20 protein-coding genes are annotated in these 23,251 nt (G+C 53.7%); 3 read left to right on the forward strand and 17 right to left on the reverse strand.

What is annotated here, in order from left to right:
- The first annotated feature begins 39 nt into the window (after positions 1-39).
- Positions 40-1,758 (forward strand): proline--tRNA ligase, encoded by a 1,719-nt coding sequence (gene proS, locus OLG56_RS17320; protein ID WP_001260683.1) that lies wholly within the window; start codon positions 40-42, stop codon positions 1,756-1,758.
- Positions 1,759-1,831: 73 nt separating this feature from the next.
- Here the strand turns inward: proS and nlpE are convergent, their stop codons facing one another.
- The 3 genes from nlpE to OLG56_RS17335 are packed head-to-tail and all read right to left on the reverse strand — an operon-like array spanning position 1,832 to position 3,529.
- Positions 1,832-2,533 (reverse strand): envelope stress response activation lipoprotein NlpE, encoded by a 702-nt coding sequence (nlpE, locus tag OLG56_RS17325; RefSeq protein WP_000252576.1) that lies wholly within the window; start codon positions 2,531-2,533, stop codon positions 1,832-1,834.
- Positions 2,534-2,564: 31 nt separating this feature from the next.
- Positions 2,565-2,987, reverse strand: coding sequence for an alternative ribosome rescue aminoacyl-tRNA hydrolase ArfB (gene arfB, locus OLG56_RS17330; protein WP_000560527.1), 423 nt, complete (start codon positions 2,985-2,987; stop codon positions 2,565-2,567).
- Complete coding sequence (locus OLG56_RS17335; RefSeq protein ID WP_001602272.1) at positions 2,984-3,529, reverse strand: YaeQ family protein; 546 nt, start codon at positions 3,527-3,529, stop codon at positions 2,984-2,986. Before OLG56_RS17335 ends, arfB begins: the two co-directional genes overlap by 4 nt.
- 197 nt (positions 3,530-3,726) lie before the next feature.
- On the opposite strand from OLG56_RS17335, the gene OLG56_RS17340 reads away from it, so the two are divergent.
- The gene (locus OLG56_RS17340; protein ID WP_001518678.1) at positions 3,727-3,927 is read left to right on the forward strand and encodes a YaeP family protein; all 201 of its coding nucleotides are present in this window, start codon (positions 3,727-3,729) and stop codon (positions 3,925-3,927) included.
- Positions 3,914-4,174 (forward strand): Rho-binding antiterminator, encoded by a 261-nt coding sequence (rof, locus tag OLG56_RS17345; protein WP_000062329.1) that lies wholly within the window; start codon positions 3,914-3,916, stop codon positions 4,172-4,174. Before OLG56_RS17340 ends, rof begins: the two co-directional genes overlap by 14 nt.
- 83 nt (positions 4,175-4,257) lie before the next feature.
- Here rof and tilS read toward each other — a convergent pair whose 3' ends face one another.
- The 14 genes from tilS to rseP form a co-directional block, all read right to left on the reverse strand.
- The gene (gene tilS / locus OLG56_RS17350; protein ID WP_039513814.1) at positions 4,258-5,550 is read right to left on the reverse strand and encodes a tRNA lysidine(34) synthetase TilS; all 1,293 of its coding nucleotides are present in this window, start codon (positions 5,548-5,550) and stop codon (positions 4,258-4,260) included.
- A 62-nt stretch (positions 5,551-5,612) separates the two neighbouring features.
- On the reverse strand, positions 5,613-6,002 hold the full coding sequence (locus OLG56_RS17355) for a VOC family protein (RefSeq protein ID WP_000901088.1): 390 nt from the start codon (positions 6,000-6,002) through the stop codon (positions 5,613-5,615).
- A 55-nt stretch (positions 6,003-6,057) separates the two neighbouring features.
- The gene (gene ldcC / locus OLG56_RS17360) at positions 6,058-8,199 is read right to left on the reverse strand and encodes a lysine decarboxylase LdcC (RefSeq protein WP_001021044.1); all 2,142 of its coding nucleotides are present in this window, start codon (positions 8,197-8,199) and stop codon (positions 6,058-6,060) included.
- 75 nt (positions 8,200-8,274) lie between these two features.
- Positions 8,275-10,038 (reverse strand): chitinase, encoded by a 1,764-nt coding sequence (locus OLG56_RS17365; protein WP_039513817.1) that lies wholly within the window; start codon positions 10,036-10,038, stop codon positions 8,275-8,277.
- A gap of 179 nt (positions 10,039-10,217) precedes the next feature.
- The gene (gene accA, locus OLG56_RS17370) at positions 10,218-11,177 is read right to left on the reverse strand and encodes an acetyl-CoA carboxylase carboxyl transferase subunit alpha (RefSeq protein WP_000055753.1); all 960 of its coding nucleotides are present in this window, start codon (positions 11,175-11,177) and stop codon (positions 10,218-10,220) included.
- Positions 11,178-11,189: 12 nt separating this feature from the next.
- On the reverse strand, positions 11,190-14,672 hold the full coding sequence (dnaE, locus tag OLG56_RS17375; RefSeq protein ID WP_001294832.1) for a DNA polymerase III subunit alpha: 3,483 nt from the start codon (positions 14,670-14,672) through the stop codon (positions 11,190-11,192).
- A gap of 23 nt (positions 14,673-14,695) precedes the next feature.
- Positions 14,696-15,292, reverse strand: coding sequence for a ribonuclease HII (gene rnhB, locus OLG56_RS17380; protein ID WP_061377089.1), 597 nt, complete (start codon positions 15,290-15,292; stop codon positions 14,696-14,698).
- A complete protein-coding gene (gene lpxB / locus OLG56_RS17385; protein WP_000741216.1) occupies positions 15,289-16,437 on the reverse strand; it encodes a lipid-A-disaccharide synthase in 1,149 nt (382 codons plus the stop codon). Before lpxB ends, rnhB begins: the two co-directional genes overlap by 4 nt.
- Positions 16,437-17,225 carry an acyl-ACP--UDP-N-acetylglucosamine O-acyltransferase gene (gene lpxA / locus OLG56_RS17390; RefSeq protein ID WP_000565950.1) on the reverse strand — a complete coding sequence of 263 codons (789 nt, stop codon included), beginning with the start codon at positions 17,223-17,225 and terminating at the stop codon, positions 16,437-16,439. Before lpxA ends, lpxB begins: the two co-directional genes overlap by 1 nt.
- 3 nt (positions 17,226-17,228) lie before the next feature.
- Positions 17,229-17,684, reverse strand: coding sequence for a 3-hydroxyacyl-ACP dehydratase FabZ (gene fabZ / locus OLG56_RS17395; RefSeq protein WP_000210741.1), 456 nt, complete (start codon positions 17,682-17,684; stop codon positions 17,229-17,231).
- A 105-nt stretch (positions 17,685-17,789) separates the two neighbouring features.
- Complete coding sequence (lpxD, locus tag OLG56_RS17400; RefSeq protein ID WP_001139265.1) at positions 17,790-18,815, reverse strand: UDP-3-O-(3-hydroxymyristoyl)glucosamine N-acyltransferase; 1,026 nt, start codon at positions 18,813-18,815, stop codon at positions 17,790-17,792.
- Positions 18,816-18,818: 3 nt separating this feature from the next.
- Entirely contained in the window at positions 18,819-19,304 is a 486-nt protein-coding gene (skp, locus tag OLG56_RS17405; protein WP_000758966.1) for a molecular chaperone Skp, read from the reverse strand.
- A gap of 122 nt (positions 19,305-19,426) precedes the next feature.
- A complete protein-coding gene (gene bamA, locus OLG56_RS17410) occupies positions 19,427-21,859 on the reverse strand; it encodes an outer membrane protein assembly factor BamA (RefSeq protein ID WP_001240936.1) in 2,433 nt (810 codons plus the stop codon).
- A 31-nt stretch (positions 21,860-21,890) separates the two neighbouring features.
- The gene (gene rseP, locus OLG56_RS17415; RefSeq protein WP_000949017.1) at positions 21,891-23,243 is read right to left on the reverse strand and encodes a sigma E protease regulator RseP; all 1,353 of its coding nucleotides are present in this window, start codon (positions 23,241-23,243) and stop codon (positions 21,891-21,893) included.
- Positions 23,244-23,251 lie beyond the last annotated feature (8 nt).

Below are 23,251 nucleotides of genomic sequence, written 5' to 3' on the forward strand. Positions count from 1 at the left end.
ATTGAGCCTGTTCGATCGTTCAACTGGAACCGTAACAACATGCGTACTAGCCAATACCTGCTCTCCACTCTGAAGGAGACACCTGCCGACGCCGAGGTTATCAGCCACCAGCTGATGCTGCGCGCCGGGATGATCCGCAAGCTCGCCTCCGGGTTATATACCTGGCTGCCGACCGGCCTGCGCGTCCTGAAAAAAGTCGAAAACATCGTGCGTGAAGAGATGAACAACGCCGGTGCTATCGAGGTGTCGATGCCAGTCGTTCAGCCAGCCGACCTGTGGCAAGAGAGTGGTCGTTGGGAACAGTACGGTCCGGAACTGCTGCGTTTTGTCGACCGTGGCGAGCGTCCGTTCGTACTCGGCCCGACCCACGAAGAAGTTATCACCGATCTGGTGCGTAATGAACTCAGCTCTTATAAGCAGTTGCCGCTGAACTTCTTCCAAATCCAGACCAAATTCCGTGATGAAGTGCGTCCGCGCTTTGGCGTGATGCGTTCGCGCGAATTCCTGATGAAAGATGCTTACTCTTTCCACACCTCTCAGGAGTCGTTGCAGGAAACCTATGACGCCATGTACGCCGCGTATAGCCGTATCTTCAGCCGTATGGGGCTGGATTTCCGCGCGGTACAGGCCGATACCGGTTCTATCGGCGGCAACGCCTCGCATGAATTCCAGGTGCTGGCGCAAAGCGGCGAAGACGATATCGTTTTCTCTGATGTTTCTGATTACGCGGCTAACATTGAACTGGCAGAAGCTATCGCGCCGCAAACGCCGCGCGCAGCGGCGACGCAGGAAATGACTCTGGTCGATACGCCAAATGCCAAAACCATCGCGGAGCTGGTGGAACAATTCAACCTGCCAATTGAAAAAACGGTAAAAACGCTGCTGGTGAAAGCGGTGAAAGACAGCAAGTCTCCGCTGGTGGCTCTGCTGGTTCGCGGCGATCATGAACTGAATGAAGTTAAAGCGGAAAAACTGCCGCACGTTGCCAGCCCGCTGACCTTCGCTACCGAAGAAGAGATTCGCGCCGTGATTAATGCCGGCCCTGGCTCCCTCGGCCCGGTCAATATGCCGATTCCGGTCATCATCGATCGTACCGTTGCCGCCATGAGCGATTTTGCCGCTGGCGCCAACATCGACGGTAAACACTACTTTGGTATTAACTGGGATCGCGATGTGGCGACGCCTGTTGTTGCCGACATCCGTAACGTAGTCGCCGGCGATCCGAGTCCGGATGGTCAGGGAACGTTGCTTATCAAACGCGGTATCGAAGTGGGTCACATCTTCCAGTTAGGTACCAAGTACTCAGAAGCGCTGAAAGCCTCCGTTCAGGGTGAAGATGGCCGTAACCAGATCCTGACAATGGGCTGCTATGGTATCGGCGTAACACGTGTCGTTGCCGCGGCTATCGAGCAGAACTTTGACGAGCGCGGCATTGTATGGCCTGACGCCATTGCGCCTTTCCAGGTCGCTATTCTGCCGATGAATATGCACAAATCCTTCCGTGTGCAGGAGCTGGCGGAAAAGCTGTACAGCGAATTGCGCGCGCAGGGCATTGAAGTGCTGATGGACGACCGTAAAGAGCGCCCGGGCGTGATGTTTGCCGATATGGAGCTGATTGGTATTCCACATACTATCGTGATTGGCGATCGCAACCTGGATAACGACGATATTGAGTATAAATACCGTCGCAGCGGTGAAAAATCGCTGATTAAAACCGGCGATATCGTTGATTATCTGGTCAAGGCGATTAAAGGCTAAACGACATTTTGTTGGGATTGCCCGGCGCCACCCGGCAGATATGTAAAGGCCTCGCATCCTGCGAGGCCTTTTATTAGTGAGTGCAATCTTTACCCGGCGCAAACTTCGCGTTTTTATCGGCTATTAGCATTTTTACCGGCTCGCCCGTGTCCGGGTTCGCGGCAAACACAAAATGCCCTTCTACCGTCAGCAGCACCGGTTTTTCCGCTTCACCTTTCGCCGTCAGATAGCCGCGCTCAAGCTGGGCGTTACTGGCGACCGGCAGCCGTTTTCCGGTCGCACAATCGGTAAAGGTCGCCGCATCGGCCCTGTATACATACATACCACGCAACGGCATTGGCGTTACCGGCAGGCTGGCGGTAACAGGCACAAGCGTATAATTAAGCTGCGAAGCCACCGGATTGCCTTCTCTGTCGAGCATCTCCAGCGCATTGCCTTTCGCGCGATAATACGATTTCTCGCCATTGCTGTCGGTTAACACCAGTTTATCCGCCGTCCGCGCCCAGGTACCGTATGACGCAAAAGAGGAAGGTTCTTCGCGCACGCCCTGATAACGCTCGTTCATCACCCATGTGCCGTCTTTTTCCAGAAACAGTGACGTTTCAATACCTTCACAATCCGCACAGGGCAGCACGCCGCGCCAGCTTTGCTGCATGGGTTTTAATTCCGCCGCCTGCGCAGGTTGCAGGGCGTCAACTTCCGCACGGTTATTACACCCTATCAATGCAAATAGCGTACAGGCTGCCGCTACTGACAATATTGCTGTTCTCACCATAAAATCCTTATGAAATTGCTATTCCTGCCCGTCAATCCAGTGGACGACGAACTTTGCCGCGAAGCGCCTTTACAGAAGATTTTTGCGCCTTTGAGGACAAACGGCGCTCTTTCGAGGCACGCGTCGGACGGGTTGCGCGACGGCTTTTCTGCTCTGCGGTTAATTCTTTTATGACGGCAACCAGCCTGGCGATAGCCGCTTCCCGGTTGAGCTCCTGGCTCCGGAACTCCTGCGCCTTAATGATAATGACGCCATCATCGCTTATCAGATGGTGGCTGGCCGTCAGCAAACGCTGTTTGTAATACTCTGGCAGGCCAGAGGCCCGAATGTCAAAGCGCAAATGAATCGCGCTAGAGGTCTTATTTACGTGCTGACCACCCGCGCCCTGCGCGCGAATGGCCGTAATTTCCAGCTCATTATCGGCTATGGAGACCGTCCGGGAGATGGCAATCATGAGGGCTGTTGCCAGGCGGTTAGCTGTATTTCCAGATTATTCCGAGCATCAGAAAGCCAGATTGCGCCGTCCTGAATCGTCGCCTGTAGCGTCATGGTACGATCGGCAAATTCACTGAGTTGCGCCAGTTGCCCGTCATCCAGATACCAGACGGACAGGTTAGCGAACTGCGCGCACTTGCTTAGATGCTGCTGCCACCAGATTTGCGCCGCCCGGGAGTTATAAGCAAAGAGCGCGACGTCGCTCGCCTGAGTACAGGCTTTCTTAATACGGCGCTCATCCGGCAGCCCCAGCTCTATCCAGAGATCGATGCCCAGATGATCGTTGCGCAGCCAGGCCTCCGGCTCATCTTCCGCGCTGAGCCCGCGTGTAAACTGCAACCGTTCATCAGCATATTTTATCCATGCCAACAGGCGCAGCATCATGCGCTCCTGCGTTTCAGAAGGGTGACGCGCCAGCGTCAATGCCGCATCCAGAAACCGGTTGCGATCAAGGTCAGCCACATTGACGACGGCTTTATAAATTGTCGCTTTAAGCGCCATGAGAAAACTCCTTTCGAATCAGGCGCCCATTGTAGCGAAAACCGCGCTAAAAGGCTGTTAACGAATCTTTTACCCACTCGCGTCAGGCGCTGATATTGCGCAAATGAGTATGGTATAGTCACCTTGCTAAACAAGATTTAACTTCGTAGGCTTAGACTTGCATCCACGGTTAAGTCAGAATGCTGACAGGAGGGCATGTGGAAAAATATTGTGAGTTAGTACGCAAGCGGTATGCGGAAATCGCCAGCGGAGACTTAGGGTATGTCCCGGATGCGCTGGGTTGTGTATTGAAAGTGCTTAATGAAGTGGCGGCAGATAGCGCCCTTTCAGAGTCGGTCAGGGAAAAGGCAGCTTATGCTGCCGCGAACTTACTGGTGAGCGATTATGTCAATGAATGAAACGTATCAACCCATTAATTGCGATGACTACGATAGTCTTGAGCTTGCCTGCATGCATCATTTAATACTGACGCTAACGTTAAAAGATGGCGAGGTTTTGCAGGCAAAAGCGAACGATTTGATCTTACGTAAAAACGTAGAGTATCTGCTTGCCGAGATTTCCGGCGAGTCTTGTGAACTTCGTCTCGATAAAATCGCCAGTTTCAGCCACCCGGAAATTGGTACCGTGGTAGTTAGCGAATCCTGAGTATTTTGTTGCCGGATGGCGGTGCAAGCACCTTATCCGGCCTACGTTCCATGCGATACGTAGGCCTGATAAGCGCAGCGCCATCAGGCATGCCAAACCAGACTCACCCCTTCTTTATCTTCTGCTGCTCCCTCACGCGTCACAAAAACACCCGCAGCCGCAATCAGCGTTTCGCCGTAAAACAACAGCGGCGTGGTATCTCGTCGCCAGGGCGGGATCCCCTGCTCCTGCCAGATTTTCTTTAATTTACGTCCGCCGTTACGCCCGACAATATGTAACACGCCTGGCGCTTTAAAACGAATGCTGACGGATTCTTCCTCTCGCGGTCGGCGCAGTTCGCCCCCAGGAACGAGCTGTACCGTCCCTAAGCCGGCAGGCAGCGCCAGCGGTGTTTGCCAGACGGGCCAGGCGACCGTCGTTTCGTGTTGTCCGGCCACGGATTTAATCCACCACAGTTGCGACTGATAACGGCGAATCTCGTGATCGCCAAAGCGTAAACAGGGAGAGGCATCGTCGCGCGCCAGCGCCACCTCCTGCCAGATACGTTCCAGCGCGTCGCGAGAGGGCATCGGCGCATTACGCATCGCCAGCCAGCGACGCAAAATCGCCGCCCGCCGTACATCGCTCATCGACATTAATGGAGAGAGCCGCAATGTTCCCTCCGTCGTGATACAGTCCGTAAGATCGCTGGCCAGAAGCTCGTCCAGCAGCCTTTCTTGCTCGGCGCAGAGCGTCGCGCTACGGGCTACCGCCGCAGGAAAATGCGGCCAGCGCTGCTGCAACAGCGGAAGCGCGCGCAGGCGTAAAAAATTGCGATCGTAGGCGTCATCCTGATTGCTTTCATCTTCAATCCAGCATAAGCCATGATGCACAGCCCACTGTTCCAGCGTCTTCCGCGTTTCTCTCAACAGCGGGCGAAGAAGCAGAGTTCCGGCAAAAGGCGAGCGTTCTCCCATCGCGGAAAGTCCGGCCGGACCGCTGCCGCGCTTTAACGCCAGCAGGAATGTTTCACATTGATCGTCAAGGTGCTGCGCGGTTGCCAGCACTTCGCCAGGCAATAGCGTCTGTGCGAATGCCCGGTAGCGCGCTTCACGCGCATGGGCCTCGATACCCAGGCCATTATCCGCCAGCGTCACCCGCTTCACTACCAGCGGAACCTGCCAGCGTTCGCATACGGTTTCGCAATGCCGCACCCAGCTATCAGCATGAGGGCTTAAACCGTGATGAATATGGATAGCACGCAGCGTAACGTCAGGGTGGCGTTCTCGCCACAACACCAGTTGATGCAACAGCACCGTAGAATCCAGGCCGCCGCTAAAGGCAGCCAGAATACGGCGAGAAGAGAGTAACGAGGTATTCAACGTGAGAGTGGTCATGATCCATGCTTATAGTGACTTAGCCCGGCAACGTTACCTGGCGAGCGTCTTAATGACAAGCCTTACTGCTCATACAGCTCAAGCGGTAAACCGTCCGGATCGTTGAAAAAAGTAAAGCGCTTCCCGGTATACGGATCGATGCGTATCGGTTCGCACTTAACCTGATGCTTTTCCAGATGCGCAACGGCGTTTTCCACATTTTCCACGCTGAAAGCCAGATGGCGCAGGCCGCAGGCTTCAGGTCGGCTTGGACGCGCCGGAGGGAAGGGAAAAGAGAAAAGCTCAATCACATACTGCCCGTTTAGCGCCAAATCGCCCTTCCACGAGTCACGCTCTTCCCGCCAGACTTCGCTTAACAGATCGAACCCCAGAATATCGCAGTAAAACGCCTTGCTCACCGCATAGTCTGTCGCAATGATCGCGATGTGATGAACCTGTTTTAATCCCAGCATAGCGTCTCCTTTATTGATTATCAGTACGTTACTCGTCACATTCCCGTCAGGCAAGCTAACAGGCGTGTTTTAAGACTCGTACCTGGTACACCCCGTCTTCATTCCGTTTCGCGCCGTGAATATCCGTTTCAAAACCGGGATAATGCTGGCCAATCGAGCAGAGCATTAGCAGAAAATCGAGCACGGCCCGACTCTGTTGCGTGATCCTCTCGCCGGGCATCAACAGCGGAACGCCTGGCGGATAAGGCAGGATCATATTCGCGGAAACGCGCCCTGGCAGTTGATCGAGCGCCACGGTTTCCACCTCGCCTTTGATCTGACGCTGCCAGGCCTGGTGCGGGGTCATGATCATCTCCGGTAAAACCTCGAACGCCCGCAACATCAGCCCCGGAAGATCGTGCTGGCGGATCAGTTTATGGATCCCCTGCGCCAGATCCTGAATGCGCATATTGCGATAAAAATCCGGATCTTCCGCATACAGATCCGGCAACATATTTTTGACGCGCAGGTTAAGATCGTAGGCCCGTTTAAATTCCGTCAGCCCGCGCAGCAGCCCCATCGCACGGGTCTTATCAATCCCTATGCTGAACAAAAACAGCAAATTATACGGCCCGGTTTTTTCCACCACCACGCCTCGCTCATCAAGGAACTTCGCCACCAGCGCGGCGGGTATCCCCTCTTCGCTCATGTTGCCCTGTTCATCCATCCCCGGCGTCAGGATTGTCACCTTAACCGGATCGAGGAACATATGATCGTCATCAGCATCGGTGAAGCCATGCCAGGTTTCTCCCGGCGTGACCGGCCAGCATTCGGCCTCATCAACCTCTTCCGGCTGCCAGATATCAAAGAACCAGCTATCGGACTCTTCACGTAACCGCTGTACCTCTTTACGAAAATGGAGCGCCCGCTCCACCGAACGATTAATCAATCTTTTCCCTGGATTGCCGCGCAGCATCGCCGCCGCGGTCTCGATAGAGGCGACAATGGGATAGCTCGGCGATGTGGAAGTGTGCATCATAAACGCTTCGTTAAACGTCTCTTCGTCATATTCCCCTTTGATATGAATAAGCGATGCCTGCGAAAAAGCCGCCAGCATTTTATGGGTGGATTGCGTTTCGAAAATCACTTTTCCGGGCACCCGATCGCCGCTCATCCCGCTTTTCCCCTGGTAGATCGGATGGAAATGGGTATAGGGTACCCAGGCGGAATCAAAATGGATCGAGGGAACGTCCAGCATCTGCTTGATCCAGTTAGTGTTATACAGCAGACCATCGTAAGTCGAATTGGTGATAACCGCATGAACCGGCCATTGCGCCTGCGCGGTTTCCGCCACCTTACGCGCAATGCTGTCGCGGGTAAATTCACGCTTAGGAATACCGCCAAGAATACCGAGCGCATTGCGCGTCGGCTTCAACCAGAGAGGCACCACATCGCTCATCATCAGCAAATGCGCCAGCGATTTATGGCAATTACGATCAATAAGTAGCGTACTTCCCGCAGGCGCGGCATACATACCGACAATTTTATTCGAGGTCGACGTACCGTTCGTCACCATATAACTCTGCTCGGCGCCAAAAGTACGGGCGATATACTCTTCCGCTTCCAGATGCGGCCCGGTGTGATCCAGCAGCGATCCCAGTTCAGTCACCGAAATCGACACATCGGCCTTTAAGGTATTGCCGCCAAAAAAGTCATAAAACAGACAGCCTGGCGGGCTTTTCTGATACGCCGTTCCCGCCATATGACCCGGCGTACAAAAGGTATATTTTCCTTCTTTGGCGTAGGTAAACAGCGCTTTGGTAAACGGCGGCGTAATATTATCGAGATATTCGTTTGTATATTGATGAATGCGCGTCGCGATATCTTCAGCCAGCCCCAATGCATACTCAAAAAACCACAGCGCCATGCGCATATCGTGAACGCTAACGTCCAGCGTGGAGTTGGTATTGATAAAGGCATAGAGAGGAAGGTATTCATTTAGCTGGTTGATTTCGCTACAAAGGTCGAGACTGTATTCATCCCAGTCAAAAATAACGCCGCAGATGCGCGGGTTATGTTCAATAAACTTCAACAAGTCAACGCTATTTTGCGGCCAGATAATTTGAAATCCCAGGGATTGTAATGCACGCTCAAGCTCCTTGATGGGTTCATCTTTATAATAAACCCCGTGCGGCCCCATAATGGCGATGATGTTCATGCTTTCTCCTGAAAAAACCTGAGATAAGCATAGTAACAATCCTGCCGATGCAAAGCACCGACAGGATTTATCTTATTACAATGCGTTCCATGCATCGGCCCAGGCAATCCCTACGCCGGGCTCATAGTAGGCAGGCGCAACATTACACCATGAGCCTTCCGGGAACGGTTTGCACTGGTACAATGCGCCATTACTGTTAACGATGTCGCCCGGATTCCATTTCTGGCTGCTGCTCCAGGCAGGGTAGCTGGCGGTCTTATCTTCGTCATCCGCAGCGGCGACCTTCGCTTTCACATTCAGCGTATAAACCGCAGTGCTGGAGAGCGTACCGTCGCTAACGGTCAGATTCACCACATACTGGGTGTTCTGAGTGACATCCGGCGCGTTGAAAATCACAACGGCTTTATCCTGGCCGCTCAGCGTTTTGCCATCCTGCGACATCCAGGTATAGGTGAGCTTGTCGCCATTCGCGTCGGTCGATCCTTCCGCGCTGAGTGAAACCGGGCTACCGGCTTCCACCGCCCCGACCGGCCCGGCAATGCGCGCGACTGGCGCCACGTTTTCATCCGTCACTGGCGCCGGAGTTGGCGTGACATCCGGTTCAGTGGTTCCGTTATCATCGACGACATTAACGTTGAAATAATGCTGTACACATTTCGTGTAGTCACCCTCTTTAAAGGCGGTATACGGCGTCTGATATCCCACTAACTGGCAGGAATAGGTTTTACCGTCCGCAGTATCGGCGCTCCAGCCCCAGTCTTGTTCCCAATAGATCGGTAACGCGCCAGCGCCGCCTTCATCGAACTGCTTCATCTTTTTACAGCCCAACACTTCGTCCGCCGGCACCGGCACTTTCAGGTAGTTGGCAAACTCTTTGTAGTAGGCGATACGGTTAAGCGACTGCGCATTCTCATCTGCGCCGCCGCACTCCACGCCGCCATTGATGATTTGAATGGTGACGCCGAAACCTGATACCAGGCCGTTTGCTTTATCGCGATCGTTTGGCTGCCAGGTACCGTCAATCACATGTAGCATAGACGGCTTCGGCGGCTGCGGATACACAAAGAAGAAGACGGCGCTCGCCAGGTTCATCCAGGTATCCGCCACCAGCTCGGGTTTATCCAGCAGAGGGCGAACGTCACCATACATCGCGTCAGAGAAAGGCCCATAGTTGTAGTTATAAGAAAGCTGTTTTGCCCCGCGACCAAAATAGCTGAGGAAATCGCCGTCCTTATCTTTACCGCACGGCCAGGTCTGGCCCTGCCATACATCCGGGTTACATTCGCCGTTGTAGCCGCCTTTCTGCCCTTCTGTCCAGCCGACTTCGCGCAGATAGACCAGCGCCTGACGCCATTCCGGAATGTCACGCCAGCTTTCGTGACCGCCCGTCTCCTGGGCAAAATGCGCAAACATAGTAGCCAGGGTTTTACGGCAGATAGCGTCGCTATCGCGTCCATCGGTGTAGGTACCACAAACCGCCGGGAATTTACCTATCGCTTTCAGGAAGTTAGAGTAAGTGTATTCCGGTGCGCGCATCGGGAACAGATAATCCCAGTCGGCCTCTTTCAGAATACTTTCAACGCGTTTTACGTTTGCCGGGTTAGCGGCGCGCCCCGGTTCGATTTGTTCGACCGCGCTGTTATCTAACGTCTGGATAGAGGATTTCACTGCCTCCATTAACGGAAAATCCGTCAGCGCTTTCTCTTTCGCCGCCAGATCGCTGGCGTTAATGGTCATTGGCTCACTACTGCTAAGCAGCGGCGCGGCCTGCGCACCGGATAAGCTCAACATGATCCCTGCCGCTACGGCGCTGAGCGCCAGTGTTTTTTGCAATCCCATAATTTTCTCCTTGAAGGGTAGTTCACTGCCTGCCCTGGCCACACGCCTGGCAGTTGATACAGTGTCAGGGAGAACATGCCGTTGCGTTTAATCACATCAACTCATCGGCGTCTCATTTTTCCTCGTCCAAAAAAAAGAGGCCGGATTATCCGGCCTCCTGAGAAAAATGAGGTAAATGATTAGGCGTAACCGTAGCTCATCAAACGCTGGTAACGACGGTTTTTTAAATCATCGGTGCTTAACACATCGAGATCGGCTAAATCTTCCAGCAGCTGCGCTTTTAGCGATGCCGCCATCGCTTCCGGATTACGGTGCGCGCCGCCCAGCGGCTCCGGAATGATGGAATCGATTAGCTTCAGCTCTTTCAGACGCGGCGCGATGATGCCCATCGCTTCAGCAGCCAATGGCGCTTTGTCGGCGCTCTTCCACAAAATAGAGGCGCAACCTTCCGGGGAGATAACGGAATAGGTGCTGTATTGCAGCATATTCACTTTATCACCCACGCCAATCGCCAATGCGCCGCCGGAGCCGCCTTCGCCAATCACGGTGCAGATGACCGGTACGTTCAGACGAGACATCTCACGCAGGTTGCGGGCGATAGCTTCAGACTGACCACGCTCTTCCGCGCCCACGCCAGGGTAAGCGCCCGGGGTGTCGATGAAGGTGATAATCGGCATGTTGAAGCGTTCAGCCATTTCCATCAGGCGCAGCGCTTTGCGGTAGCCTTCCGGCGCAGGCATGCCAAAGTTACGACGAATTTTTTCTTTGGTTTCACGACCCTTCTGATGACCAATGATCATCACCGGTCGCCCTTCCAGACGCGCGATACCGCCGACGATGGCTTTGTCATCCGCATAGGCGCGATCGCCCGCCAGCTCATCAAACTCATCAAACGCCAGACGGACATAATCCAGGGTGTACGGACGCTGCGGATGGCGCGCCAGTTGGGCTACCTGCCATGCGCCGAGATCGGCGAAGATTTTGCGCGTCAGTTCTACGCTTTTTTCGCGCAGGCGATGGACTTCTTCATCGATATTAATATCCAGTTTCTCATCCTGGCGGCTTACCGCAGTCAGAGAATCGATTTTCGCTTCCAGCTCTGCTATCGGCTGTTCAAAATCAAGGAAATTCAGACTCATAGTATTCCTGTATTAGTCAAACTCCAGTTCCACCTGCTCCGAACCAATGAGGCCACGCAGATCGTTAAGTAAACGATCGCTCGGAGAGACACGCCACGTTGCGCCAAAACGCAGCCGCGCACGCGCATCCGCCCTCTGATAGTAGAGATGTACTGGAATGGTCCCCGAGCGGTGGGGTTCCAGAGACTGACGGAGTCGGTTTAAAAGCTGGTCATCAATTTGCCTGTCCGTCAGCGAGATAGCAAGCCCGCGAGCGTATTTTTCGCGAGCTTCGTCAATATCCATCACTTCGCGGGCGGTCATTTTAAGCCCCCCGCTGAAGTCATCAAAGCTGACCTGTCCGCTGACGATAAGTATGCGGTCTTTTTCCAGCAACTGCTGGTATTTATCCAGCGCGTCGGTAAATAACATCACTTCCAGACGCCCGGAACGGTCATCCAGCGTACAGATGCCGATACGATTGCCGCGCTTGGTGACCATAACCCTTGCGGCAATCACGAGCCCCGCAGCCGTGGTGACTTTACCACGTTCTGTCGGATGCATGTCTTTGAGCCTTACCCCGCCGACATAGCGCTCAATTTCTTTTAAATACTGATTGATAGGGTGGCCCGTCAGGTACAGCCCCAACGTTTCACGTTCCCCATCTAACACCACCTGCTCCGGCCACGGCTGGCAGCTGGCATAGGATTGCTCGATTTGCTCCGGCTCTTCCGCCAGTACGCCGAACATATCCGCCTGACCGATAGCTTCCGCTTTGGCGTGCTGGTCGGCGGCTTTCAGCGCATCGCCCAATGAGTTCATCAGCGCGGCGCGGTGCGGCCCCAGGCGGTCGAACGCCCCGGACATGATCAGCTTTTCCAGCACCCGGCGGTTGAGCTTTTTGGTGTCGGTCCGCGCGCACAGATCAAACAGTTCGCGGAAATAGCCGCCCTGATTACGCGCGTCGATGATCGCTTCGATCGGCCCTTCGCCGACGCCTTTGATCGCGCCGATGCCGTAGACGATCTCGCCCTCATCGTTAACGTGGAAATGGTACAATCCGGAGTTAATATCCGGCGGCAGAATTTTCAGTCCCATCCGCCAGCACTCGTCCACCAGGCCGACGACCTTCTCGGTGTTGTCCATATCGGCAGTCATCACCGCCGCCATAAATTCAGCCGGATAGTGCGCCTTTAGCCATAGCGTCTGGTAAGAAACCAGCGCATAAGCGGCGGAGTGCGATTTGTTAAACCCGTAACCGGCGAATTTCTCCACCAGGTCAAAGATTTTCATCGCCAGTTCGCCGTCGATACCGTTCTTTTTCGCGCCCTCTTCAAAAACGGAACGCTGTTTGGCCATCTCTTCCGGCTTTTTCTTCCCCATCGCACGACGCAGCATATCCGCGCCGCCGAGAGTATACCCGGAAAGTACCTGGGCAATCTGCATCACCTGTTCCTGATACAGAATGATGCCGTAAGTCGGCTCCAGTACCGGCTTCAGGCTTTCATGCTGCCACTGAACGTCCGGGTAAGAGAGTTCTTCACGACCGTGCTTACGGTCGATAAAGTTATCTACCATCCCTGACTGCAACGGGCCGGGACGGAACAGGGCCACCAGTGCGATCATATCTTCAAAGCAGTCCGGCTGCAGACGCTTGATCAGGTCTTTCATACCGCGCGATTCAAGCTGGAAGACCGCCGTGGTTTCCGAGCGCTGCAGCATGTCGAAGCTTTTTTTATCGTCCAGCGGAATGGCGGCGATATCCAGCGGCGGCTCGCCGTTTTTCTCGCGCCGCTTGTTGATCATCTCCAGCGCCCAGTTGATGATAGTCAGCGTACGCAAACCGAGGAAGTCGAACTTCACCAGTCCGGCATATTCCACGTCGCTTTTATCAAACTGGGTAACCGGATGCTTGCCCTCTTCATCGCAGTACAGCGGCGCAAAGTCGGTAATTTTGGTCGGCGCGATGACCACGCCGCCAGCGTGTTTACCGGCGTTACGCGTGACACCTTCAAGCTTACGCGCCATATCGATCAGCGCTCTGACCTCTTCGTCCGCCTCGTAAATTTCCGGCAGTTGCGGTTCCGCTTCAAAGGCTTTTGCCAGCGTCATGCCCGGATCGGGCGGCACCAGCTTCGAGATACGATCGACAAAACCGTACGGATGCCCCAGCACGCGGCCCACATCGCGGATAACGGCTTTCGCCGCCATCGTACCGAAGGTGATAATTTGCGATACTGCATCACGCCCGTACATGTCTGCGACGTGCTCAATCACCTGGTCGCGTTTCTCCATACAGAAGTCAACGTCGAAGTCAGGCATCGAGACACGTTCCGGGTTCAGGAAACGTTCGAACAGCAGGTCAAATTCCAGCGGATCAAGGTCGGTAATTTTCAGCGCGTAGGCCACCAGCGAACCAGCCCCGGAACCACGTCCCGGCCCTACCGGCACGCCGTTATCTTTTGACCACTGGATAAACTCCATCACGATGAGGAAGTAGCCAGGGAACCCCATCTGGTTGATAACCTGTAGTTCAATATCCAGACGCTCGTCATATTCCGGGCGACGCTTTTTGCGCTCTTCTTCGTCCGGAAACAGGAAAGCCAGACGCTCTTCCAGCCCCTCTTTCGATTTTTTGACCAGATAATCTTCGGTAGTCATATCGCCGGTCGGGAACTGCGGCAGGAAATATTCACCCAGACGTACCGTTACGTTGCAGCGTTTGGCAATCTCCACCGTATTTTCCAGCGCCTCCGGAATATCGGCGAACAGCTCGCACATCTCATCGATGCTGCGCATATATTGCTGCGGCGAGTAATTGCGCGGACGCTTAGGATCGTCAAGCGTGAAACCGTCGTGGATCGCGACACGAATTTCATGGGCGTCAAAATCATCGCTTTCAAGAAAACGGACATCGTTTGTCGCGACAACTGGCAAACCACGTGCCTCAGCCAGTTCAACCGCAGCATGAAGATAGGTCTCTTCATCCTGTCTGCCGGTGCGGATCAGTTCCAGGAAGTAGCGATCGGGAAAATGCGCTTCATAGAAAGCAACGCACTCCTCCACCAGCGCCTGGTTGCCGCGTAGCAGACAGCGGCCTACGTCGCCCATGCGCCCGCCGGAAAGCAGGATCAAACCTTCTTTAAGCTCTACCAACCAGTCGCGCTCGATAATCGGGCCTGCCGCGCCGTAGCCGCGCTGATACGCTTTCGAGATCAGCAACGTCAAGTTCTGGTATCCCGTATTATTCGCCGCCAGTACCGTCAGATGAGTCAGCTCATCTCCCAGCAGTTCGTTGTGAACGTTAAAGTCCGCCCCGACGATGGGTTTAATGCCCGCGCCATGACCCGCTCCGTAGAACTTCACCAGACCGCAGAGGTTGGTAAAATCGGTGATCGCCAGCGCAGGCATACCTAATGAGGCCGCCTTTTTCACCAGCGGCCCGGTCTTCGCCAGCCCATCGATCATAGAGTAGTCGCTGTGCACCCGCAGGTGAACGAAACGTGGTTCAGACATCTTCAGATTTCTCGATACAAGAATCAGGACACAAGTCCCAGAGCGCGTTTAACAGGCGCAAAACTGCGTCGGTGGTGCGCCGTCGCGCCATACTGTGCCAACTTTTCCAGATGAAAAGCGGTTGGATAGCCTTTGTGCTGCGCAAAGCCATACTGAGGAAAAACGATATCCAGCGCCGCCATTTCTGCGTCGCGGGAGACTTTCGCCAGAATAGACGCCGCACTAATCTCCGCCACGCGGCTGTCTCCTTTCACCACGGCCATTGACGGCACAGGCAGCGCCGGACAGCGATTGCCGTCGATCAGCACATATTCTGGCGCAATATGCAGACCAGCGACAGCGCGCTGCATGGCGAGCATGGTGGCGTGCAAAATATTCAGCTCATCAATTTCATGCGCTTCCGCGCGTCCCAGACTCCAGCTTAACGCCTTTTCTTTAATCTCGTCATACAATGACAGACGACGCTTTTCAGACAATTTTTTGGAATCATTCAGACCGACGATCGGACGAGCCGGATCGAGGATCACGGCGGCGGTCACTACGGCGCCCACCAGCGGGCCACGGCCCACTTCATCCACACCCGCCACTAAATGGGTGTGTGGATAAACAAATTCGATCATTGTGCTAACTCCAGGACGGCATCTGCCGCCTGCTCATCGGCATTACAGCGGATCTGCTGATGCAATTCACGGAAGGTGTCGTGCATCGCATGGCTGGTTTTACCGTTCGCCAGTAGCGGCAACAGCGCTTCGGCGAGTTTTTGCGGTTCGCACTCTTCCTGCAACAGCTCTTTGACTAATTCTCTTCCCGCCAGCAGGTTAGGCAAAGACACATACTCCGTTTTTACCAGACGTTTCGCCAGCCAGAAAGTGAAGGGCTTCATACGATACCCCACTACCATCGGGCATTTTGCCAGCATACACTCCAGTGCCGCCGTACCCGAGGCCAGCAGAGCCGCGTCGCTGGCGATCATCGCCTCGCGCGCCATGCCGTCCAGCAAATGAACGGCGAGATCCGGCGCAACCTCCGCTTTAATTTTTTCAAACTGCTCGCGGCGTTTCGCGTTCACCAGCGGCACTACCACTTCCAGATCGGGATAGCGCTGTCGCAGCAATTGTGCGGTTTTCAGGAAGTCGGCGCTGAGCATTTCCACTTCCGCGCCACGGCTGCCTGGCAGTAGCGCCAGACAATGGGCGTCATGCGGAATACCCAGCACGTCGCGCGCCGCATTTTTATCCGGGTCCAGCGGCATGGCATCCGCCATGGTGTGACCGATAAAGCGGCACGGGACGTTAAATTTATCGTAAAACGCTTTTTCGAAAGGCAGAAAAGCCAGCACCATATGGGTGGATCTGCCTATTTTGAAAACGCGTTTCTGTCGCCAGGCCCAAACAGACGGGCTGACATAATGAATGGTCTTAATCCCTTGTTTTTTCAGATTACCTTCGAGGGTAATGTTGAAATCAGGGGCATCAATCCCGACAAAGACATCGGGCTTGAGTTCGGTAAAACGACGGGTCAGATCGGCGCGGATATGCAACAAACGGCGTAAACGTCCGAGCACTTCAACAATGCCCATGACCGCCAGCTCTTCCATTTCGTACCAGGCTTCACACCCTTCGGCCTGCATGCGCGGCCCCGCAACGCCCACAAAGCGGGCGTTGGGTACGCGCGCTTTCAGCGCACGAATTAAGCCTGCGCCAAGAATATCGCCGGACGTTTCACCGGCGACCAGGGCAATCGTTAAAGGACGCTGTGCCGCCATTAACGAATCGGACCGCGCGTTGAACGCTCAAAGAACTCGGTAAACGCCTTCACTTCCGGATGCTTTTCAGCAAGTTCAGCGATTTCCAGCTTCGCTTCGTCGAGCGTTTTACCACTGCGGTACAACAGTTTGTAGGCATTACGAATCGCCACCAGCCCTTCACGGCTAAAGCCGCGACGCTTCAGCCCTTCGATATTTACCCCGAACGGCGTCGCATGGTTACCCTGCGCAATCACATACGGAGGTACATCCTGCGCCACGCCGGAGCAGCCGCCGACCATCACATGCGCACCGATAATGCAGAATTGATGAACTGCCGTCATACCGCCGATGATCGCAAAATCATCGACTGATACGTGCCCCGCCAGCGTGGCGTTGTTGGCGAGGATACAGCGATTACCTACCGTACAATCATGTGCAACATGCGCATTGATCATCAGCAGGTTATCGCTACCCACCTTCGTCAACCCACCACCCTGCACTGTACCACGATGAATGGTGACGCTTTCGCGGATGCGGTTACGATCGCCAATTTCCACACGGGTCGGCTCACCCGCATATTTCAGATCCTGGTTCACTTCACCGATGGAGGCAAACTGATAAATCTCGTTGTCGCGGCCGATTTTGGTTTGACCATTCACAACCACATGAGACTTCAGTACGGTTCCCTCACCAATTTCGACCTGCGGCCCAACAATACAAAAGGGACCAATGTGGGCATTAGCGCCAATTACAGCGCCGTCTTCCACAATGGCGGTAGGATGAATAAAGGCGGATTTATCAATCACGAATCAGGCCTCCCGGCTACGAGCACACATCATGGTTGCTTCGCACACAACTTTACCGTCGACCAGCGCAACCCCTTTAAAGCGGGTCAGGCCACGGCGCGTTTTCTCGAAAGTGACTTCCATGATCATCTGATCGCCTGGCACAACCGGACGCTTAAAGCGCGCTTCATCAATACCCGCGAAATAATACAGTTCGCCAGGTTCCAGTTTACCAACGCTTTTAAACGCCAGAATACCGGTTGCCTGCGCCATCGCTTCCAGAATCAACACGCCTGGCAAAATCGGTTTGCCCGGGAAATGCCCCTGGAAAAACGGCTCGTTGACGGAGACATTTTTCACCGCACGCAGAAAACGACCTTCTTCAAAGTCCAGCACGCGATCGACCAGTAAAAACGGAAAACGGTGCGGCAGAAGCTCTAAAATCTCTTCAATCTGCAGAGTATGAGTGTTAGTAGTCAAAATACTCTTCCTGTCCAAATATACAAAAAGGCAATAATAACACGGCCTGCCGCAATCGTATGAATGTGACAGGCCGGAAAAGAATGGCAACTACAAGGCGGAACGTTAGTCTTGTTGATTAACCTTGCGCTCAATCGCTTTGAGACGCTTGCTCATATCATCAATGTTCATCACCAGTGCAGCAGTTTTACGCCATACTTTGTTGGGTTGCAGCGGAATGCCTGAGGAGTAGACGCCCGGTTCCGTGATGGGACGCATCACCATACCCATGCCAGTTACCGTGACTTTGTCGCATATTTCCATATGCCCATTGATCACGCTGGCGCCGCCAATCATGCAGTAACGGCCAATCTTCAGGCTACCCGCCATAATGACGCCACCGGCAACTGCCGTATTGTCGCCAATCACAACGTTATGTGCAATCTGGCACTGATTATCAATAATCACGCCATTGCCAATAACAGTATCATCCAACGCGCCACGGTCAATGGTGGTACAGGCGCCGATCTCGACACGATCGCCAATAATGACCCGGCCCAGTTGTGGGATCTTCACCCAGTTGCCACGATCGTTGGCGTAGCCAAAACCGTCCGCGCCGATCACCGTACTAGACTGGATCAGGCAATTCTCACCGATCTGAATGTCGTGGTAAATCGTTACGTTCGCCCACAAGCGTGAACCCGCCCCGATTTTGCTATTTTTTCCGACGAAACAGCCTGCGCCGATAACCACGTTATCGCCCAGTTGTACGCCAGATTCAATCACCGCATTCGCGCCGACTGAAACATTGCTACCCAGCGTTGCCGTCGCATCAATCACGGCGCTTGGCGCGATATTCTGCGCGGGCTGCGGCGTAGTATCTAAAATTTGCGCCATGCGCGCGTAGGTCAGGTAGGGATTTTTAACTACCAGCGCCGCGCTCTTAGCAAAAGGAAGATCGTCCTGCGTCATGACAACCGCAGAAGCCTGGCATAAACCTAAGTGTTCACGGTACTTAGGATTTACCATAAACGTAATGTGGCCTGTTGTTGCAGATTGCATGGACGCAACGCCGGTGATGACGATATCGCCATCACCGTGTAATTCTGCATCCAACTGTTCTGCTAAGTCAGCCAGTCGAATTGAAGGCATTACTTATTTAACCTGTTTCAGTACGTCAGCGGTGATGTCTTTCACATCGCTGCTGTTGTAAGCAACGGTGTTTGCGTCTACCACCAGATCGATACTCTGGTCGTTAGCCACTTTTTTCACCGCAGTCTGGATACGAGTCACCAGTTTGTTGCGTTCTTCGTTGGAACGACGAGCGCGATCTTTCTCAAAAGCCTGCGCTTTTTGCGCGAAAGTCTGGCGCTGAGACATCACGTCTTTTTCCAGCTTAGTACGATCGCTACCTGCTTTCATGGATTGCAGACGCTGCATTTTAGATTGCAGATCGGTTTCCATTTTTTGCAGTTCAGCCGCACGGCCTTTAAATTCGTTTTCCAGTGTATTGGATACACCCGTCTTCTGCGCAACCTGTTGGAACAGATTACCCATGTTGACGATTGCAATTTTGTCAGCAGCCTGTGCGGACGTTACCATCGCCAAACCAAGACCTGCAGCTAATAACCACTTTTTCACAATAAACTCCTTACCATCCCATTTGCACCCGAAGGTACAGCTCTTTGCGTGGCCTGGCGATCCCTGGGGGCATCGCCAAAAGTCATCGCTACACTACCAATGCATTCCTTTGCAGTGAACAATTACCAGGTTTTACCAATGTTAAACTGGAACTGCTCGGCTTTGTCTCCATCGTACTTTTTAAACGGCTGGGCGTAGGAGAAGACCAACGGCCCCAATGGGGACATCCATTGTAATGCGATACCCGCGGACATACGGATGTTGCTCGGATCGCTGTAGTCCGGATAACCAGAATACTGGCTGGAATCCCAGTTAGTATCCCAGACGGTCCCCATATCCCAGAAGAAAGAAGTACGGACCGAATTAGCATATTTCTCGCTGATAAACGGCGTCGGCGTGATAAATTCCAGGCTGGCGACCGCCATCGCGTTACCCCCTACCGCATCATCCGACTTACACATATCTTTTGCGCCGTCCTGCGTCGCGCAATCGTAGTCTTCATCAGCATCGTAATTTTTAGGGTTATAGGGATAATAGACCGCCTTAGGACCAATGGTATTGGACTGGAAGCCACGAACGGTACTGGAACCACCGGCATAGAAGTTCTCATAGAACGGCATTTCTTTACCGCCTAAACCATCGCCATAACCAAAGCGGGTACGGCCCAGAATGACCCACTTATGATCGTTATCGATCGGTACATAGGTCGCGGTATCCAACGTCGCTTTATAGTATTCGTTATCCGATCCCGGAATCGTCACCTTACCCGTCAGGTTGATACGCGTACCTTCCGTCGGGAAGTAACCACGGTCTAGTTTGTTGTAGGTCCAGCCGTAGTTAAAGGTGAAGTCATCAGTGCTAAAACTATTATCCTGATCATTAGTACTCGGATACTGACCCATTGATGCCAGATAACGCCACATTGCAACCTGCGGTTCCATATTGGACAGGGAGTTATGCACATACCCTAAACCAGCACGCAACGTGTTGTACTCGTTGATGGGGAAGCCAAGCGTCACGTCCGTACCGTAACTCTTGTTGGTATAGTCGGACAGGTCTGCATCGTCCGCCTGGAAGTCGTTATAGAAGATACGACCACCGAGGCTCACGCCATCAACGGTAAAGTATGGGTTAGTAACGGACAGTTCGCTGTAGGTCTGGTAGTCGTTTTTGGTGCCGTTAATCCCCACGGAATAACCGGTACCTAACCAGTTGTCCTGCTGAACGCCGGCCTGGAAGCTCACGCCGCTTTCTGTACCGTAACCGATACCGAAGTTGAAGCTACCGGTATTACGCTCTTTCACCTTGTACACCACATCAACCTGATCCGGGCTACCCGGAACGCGCTGCGTGTCGGTGTCGACGGTTTCAAAGAAGCCGAGACGGTTCAGACGCTCTTTACCCTGATCAACCAGGTCGCTGCCCAGCCACGCCCCTTCCATCTGGCGCATTTCACGGCGCAGAACGGAATCTTTTGAGGTATCGTTGCCTTCAAAGCGGATCTTACGCACGTAGAAACGGTTGCCCGCATCGACGTTCACGCGCAGTTTTACGGTTTTGTCAGCATCGTTAATTTCAGGCTGTGACTGCACGCGCGGATAGGCGTAACCATAGCGACCCAGAAGCTTTTTGATGTCATCTTCCATTTTGGTCACTTTGGTGCCGTTATAGAGCTCGCCCGGTTCAATTTTCGTCAGGTTCTCAATTTCAGCGGAATGTCCGGCCAGGTTACCGCTTACCTGAACCCCGGAAAGCTTGTACTGATCGCCTTCGGTGATATTGACGGTGATGTAGATCCCTTTCTTATCCGGCGTCAGACTCACTTGCGTGGAGTCAATATTGAAACGCGCGTAGCCGCGATCCAGATAGTAGCTACGCAAGGTTTCAAGGTCGCCCGCCAGCTTCTGTTTCTGGTATTTACGATCGCCGACGACGTTCCACCACGGCACTTCGTCACGCAACTGGAAATGAGAAATGAGTTCTTCGGTGCTAAAGGCATGGTTACCGACGATGTTGATCTGTTGGATCTTCGCCGATACGCCCTCCTGGAACACCAGTTTAAGATCAACACGGTTGCGCGGCAGCGGCGTGACGACCGCCTTAACGCTGGCGCTGTATTTACCTACGCTATAGTAAAAGTCTTCCAGACCTTTTTCGATATCAGACAGCGTGGTGCGATCCAGAGACTCGCCAACACGTACGCCAGACGCTTCGAGGTTTTGCTTGAGCATGTCATCTTTCACCGACTTGTTCCCGGAGAAAGTGATGCTGGCAATGGTCGGACGTTCTTTTACCTGAACCAGAAGGGTATTACCATCGCGCAGGACGCGGACGTCCTCAAAGTTGCCGGTGGCGAACAGAGCGCGAATGGTGTTACTGATATCTTCATCATTAACCGTGTCGCCTGTGCGCACCGGCATACTGAGGAGAGCCGCACCAACGGCGACTCGCTGCAGGCCTTCGAAATGAATGTCCTTCACTACGAACCCTTCAGCACCGTATACGGTGGCGCTGCTGAACAGCAGCGACGCTATGAGCAACTTTTTCATCGCCATCGTTATTATGCGTTCTTCCTAACTAACTCTCTTACAACCGAGAGAAATCATTGAAAAGTGCAAGCCCCATTAACAACACCAGCAAAATCGAGCCAATGCGATAACTAAAGTCTTGAACCCGCTCGGATACCGGCCCGCCCTTAAGCTTTTCAATCGCCAGGAACAGCAGATGACCCCCGTCAAGAACGGGCAGCGGAAACAGGTTAATTATCCCTAAGTTCACGCTGATTAGCGCAAGGAACATCAGGTAATAAATCACCCCGAACTCCGCTGACATCCCAGCCCCCTGAGCGATAGAAATCGGCCCACTGAGGTTGTTCAGTTTCACATCACCGGTTATCAATTTACCCAGCATACTGACCGTCAGCTTCATCAACTGCCACGTCTTATCCGTGGCTTCGAGGATGGCGCTAAAAGGCCCATACTGGCGTATAGTCTTGTACTCTTCCGGCAGAGGAATAATTTTAGGCACCACGCCTGCAAACCCTTCCGCCTTTCCGTTAACCGATTTCGTATCCGGCGTTAACGTCAACGACAAGGCGCTCCCCTGCCTTTCAATCTCTAACGCTAACGGCTTACCGGGATTATCGCGTACAAACGTCACGAATTTCATCCACTGCGTTAACGGCTGACCATCGACTTTAACGATCCTGTCGCCCGCTTGCAAACCCGCTTTACTGGCTGCGGAATTCGCCTGCACTTCTGACAGTACCGGTTCAATCTGTGGCCCGCGGGGCCGAATCCCTAAAGAAGATACAGGATCTTGCTTATCAGGCTCAAATGCCCAGTGACGTAAATCAAGCGTTTTGTCCTGCCGCTGGTCGCTACCAAACGGCGCGACGCTCACCGTCGTCTGCTGATCGCCAATTTTGGACACCAGTTGTAAACGCACGGCATCCCAATCAGGGGTTTCGATACCATCAACAGCTTTAAGTTCCGTACCAGGCGCAATTTGCGCCTGCGCAGCAATCGAGTTGGGCGTTATTTCGCCAATGACCGGACGAACGCCAGGGACGCCGATGATAAAGACCAGCCAGTAAGCAAAGATAGCAAAAATGAAGTTCGCAACCGGACCTGCGGCAATAATTGCGGCGCGCTGGCCCACCGTTTTGTTATTGAAGGCGTGACGACGCAATTCCGGCGCTACCGGTTCGGCGCGTTCATCCAGCATTTTGACGTAGCCGCCCAGCGGGATCAGGGCGATGACATACTCGGTGCCGTACCGATCGGTACGACGCCAGAGCGCTTTGCCAAAGCCGATGGAAAAGCGCTCAACTCGCACACCGCAGCGCCGGGCAACCCAGAAATGACCAAATTCATGCACAGTGATCAGCACGCCCAGTGCGATGATGAATGCAGCCAGATTCCAGAGAATACTCAGCATAAAACCTT

The organism is Salmonella sp. 2018103, from assembly GCF_026247685.1.
GTDB lineage: Bacteria > Pseudomonadota > Gammaproteobacteria > Enterobacterales > Enterobacteriaceae > Salmonella > Salmonella enterica.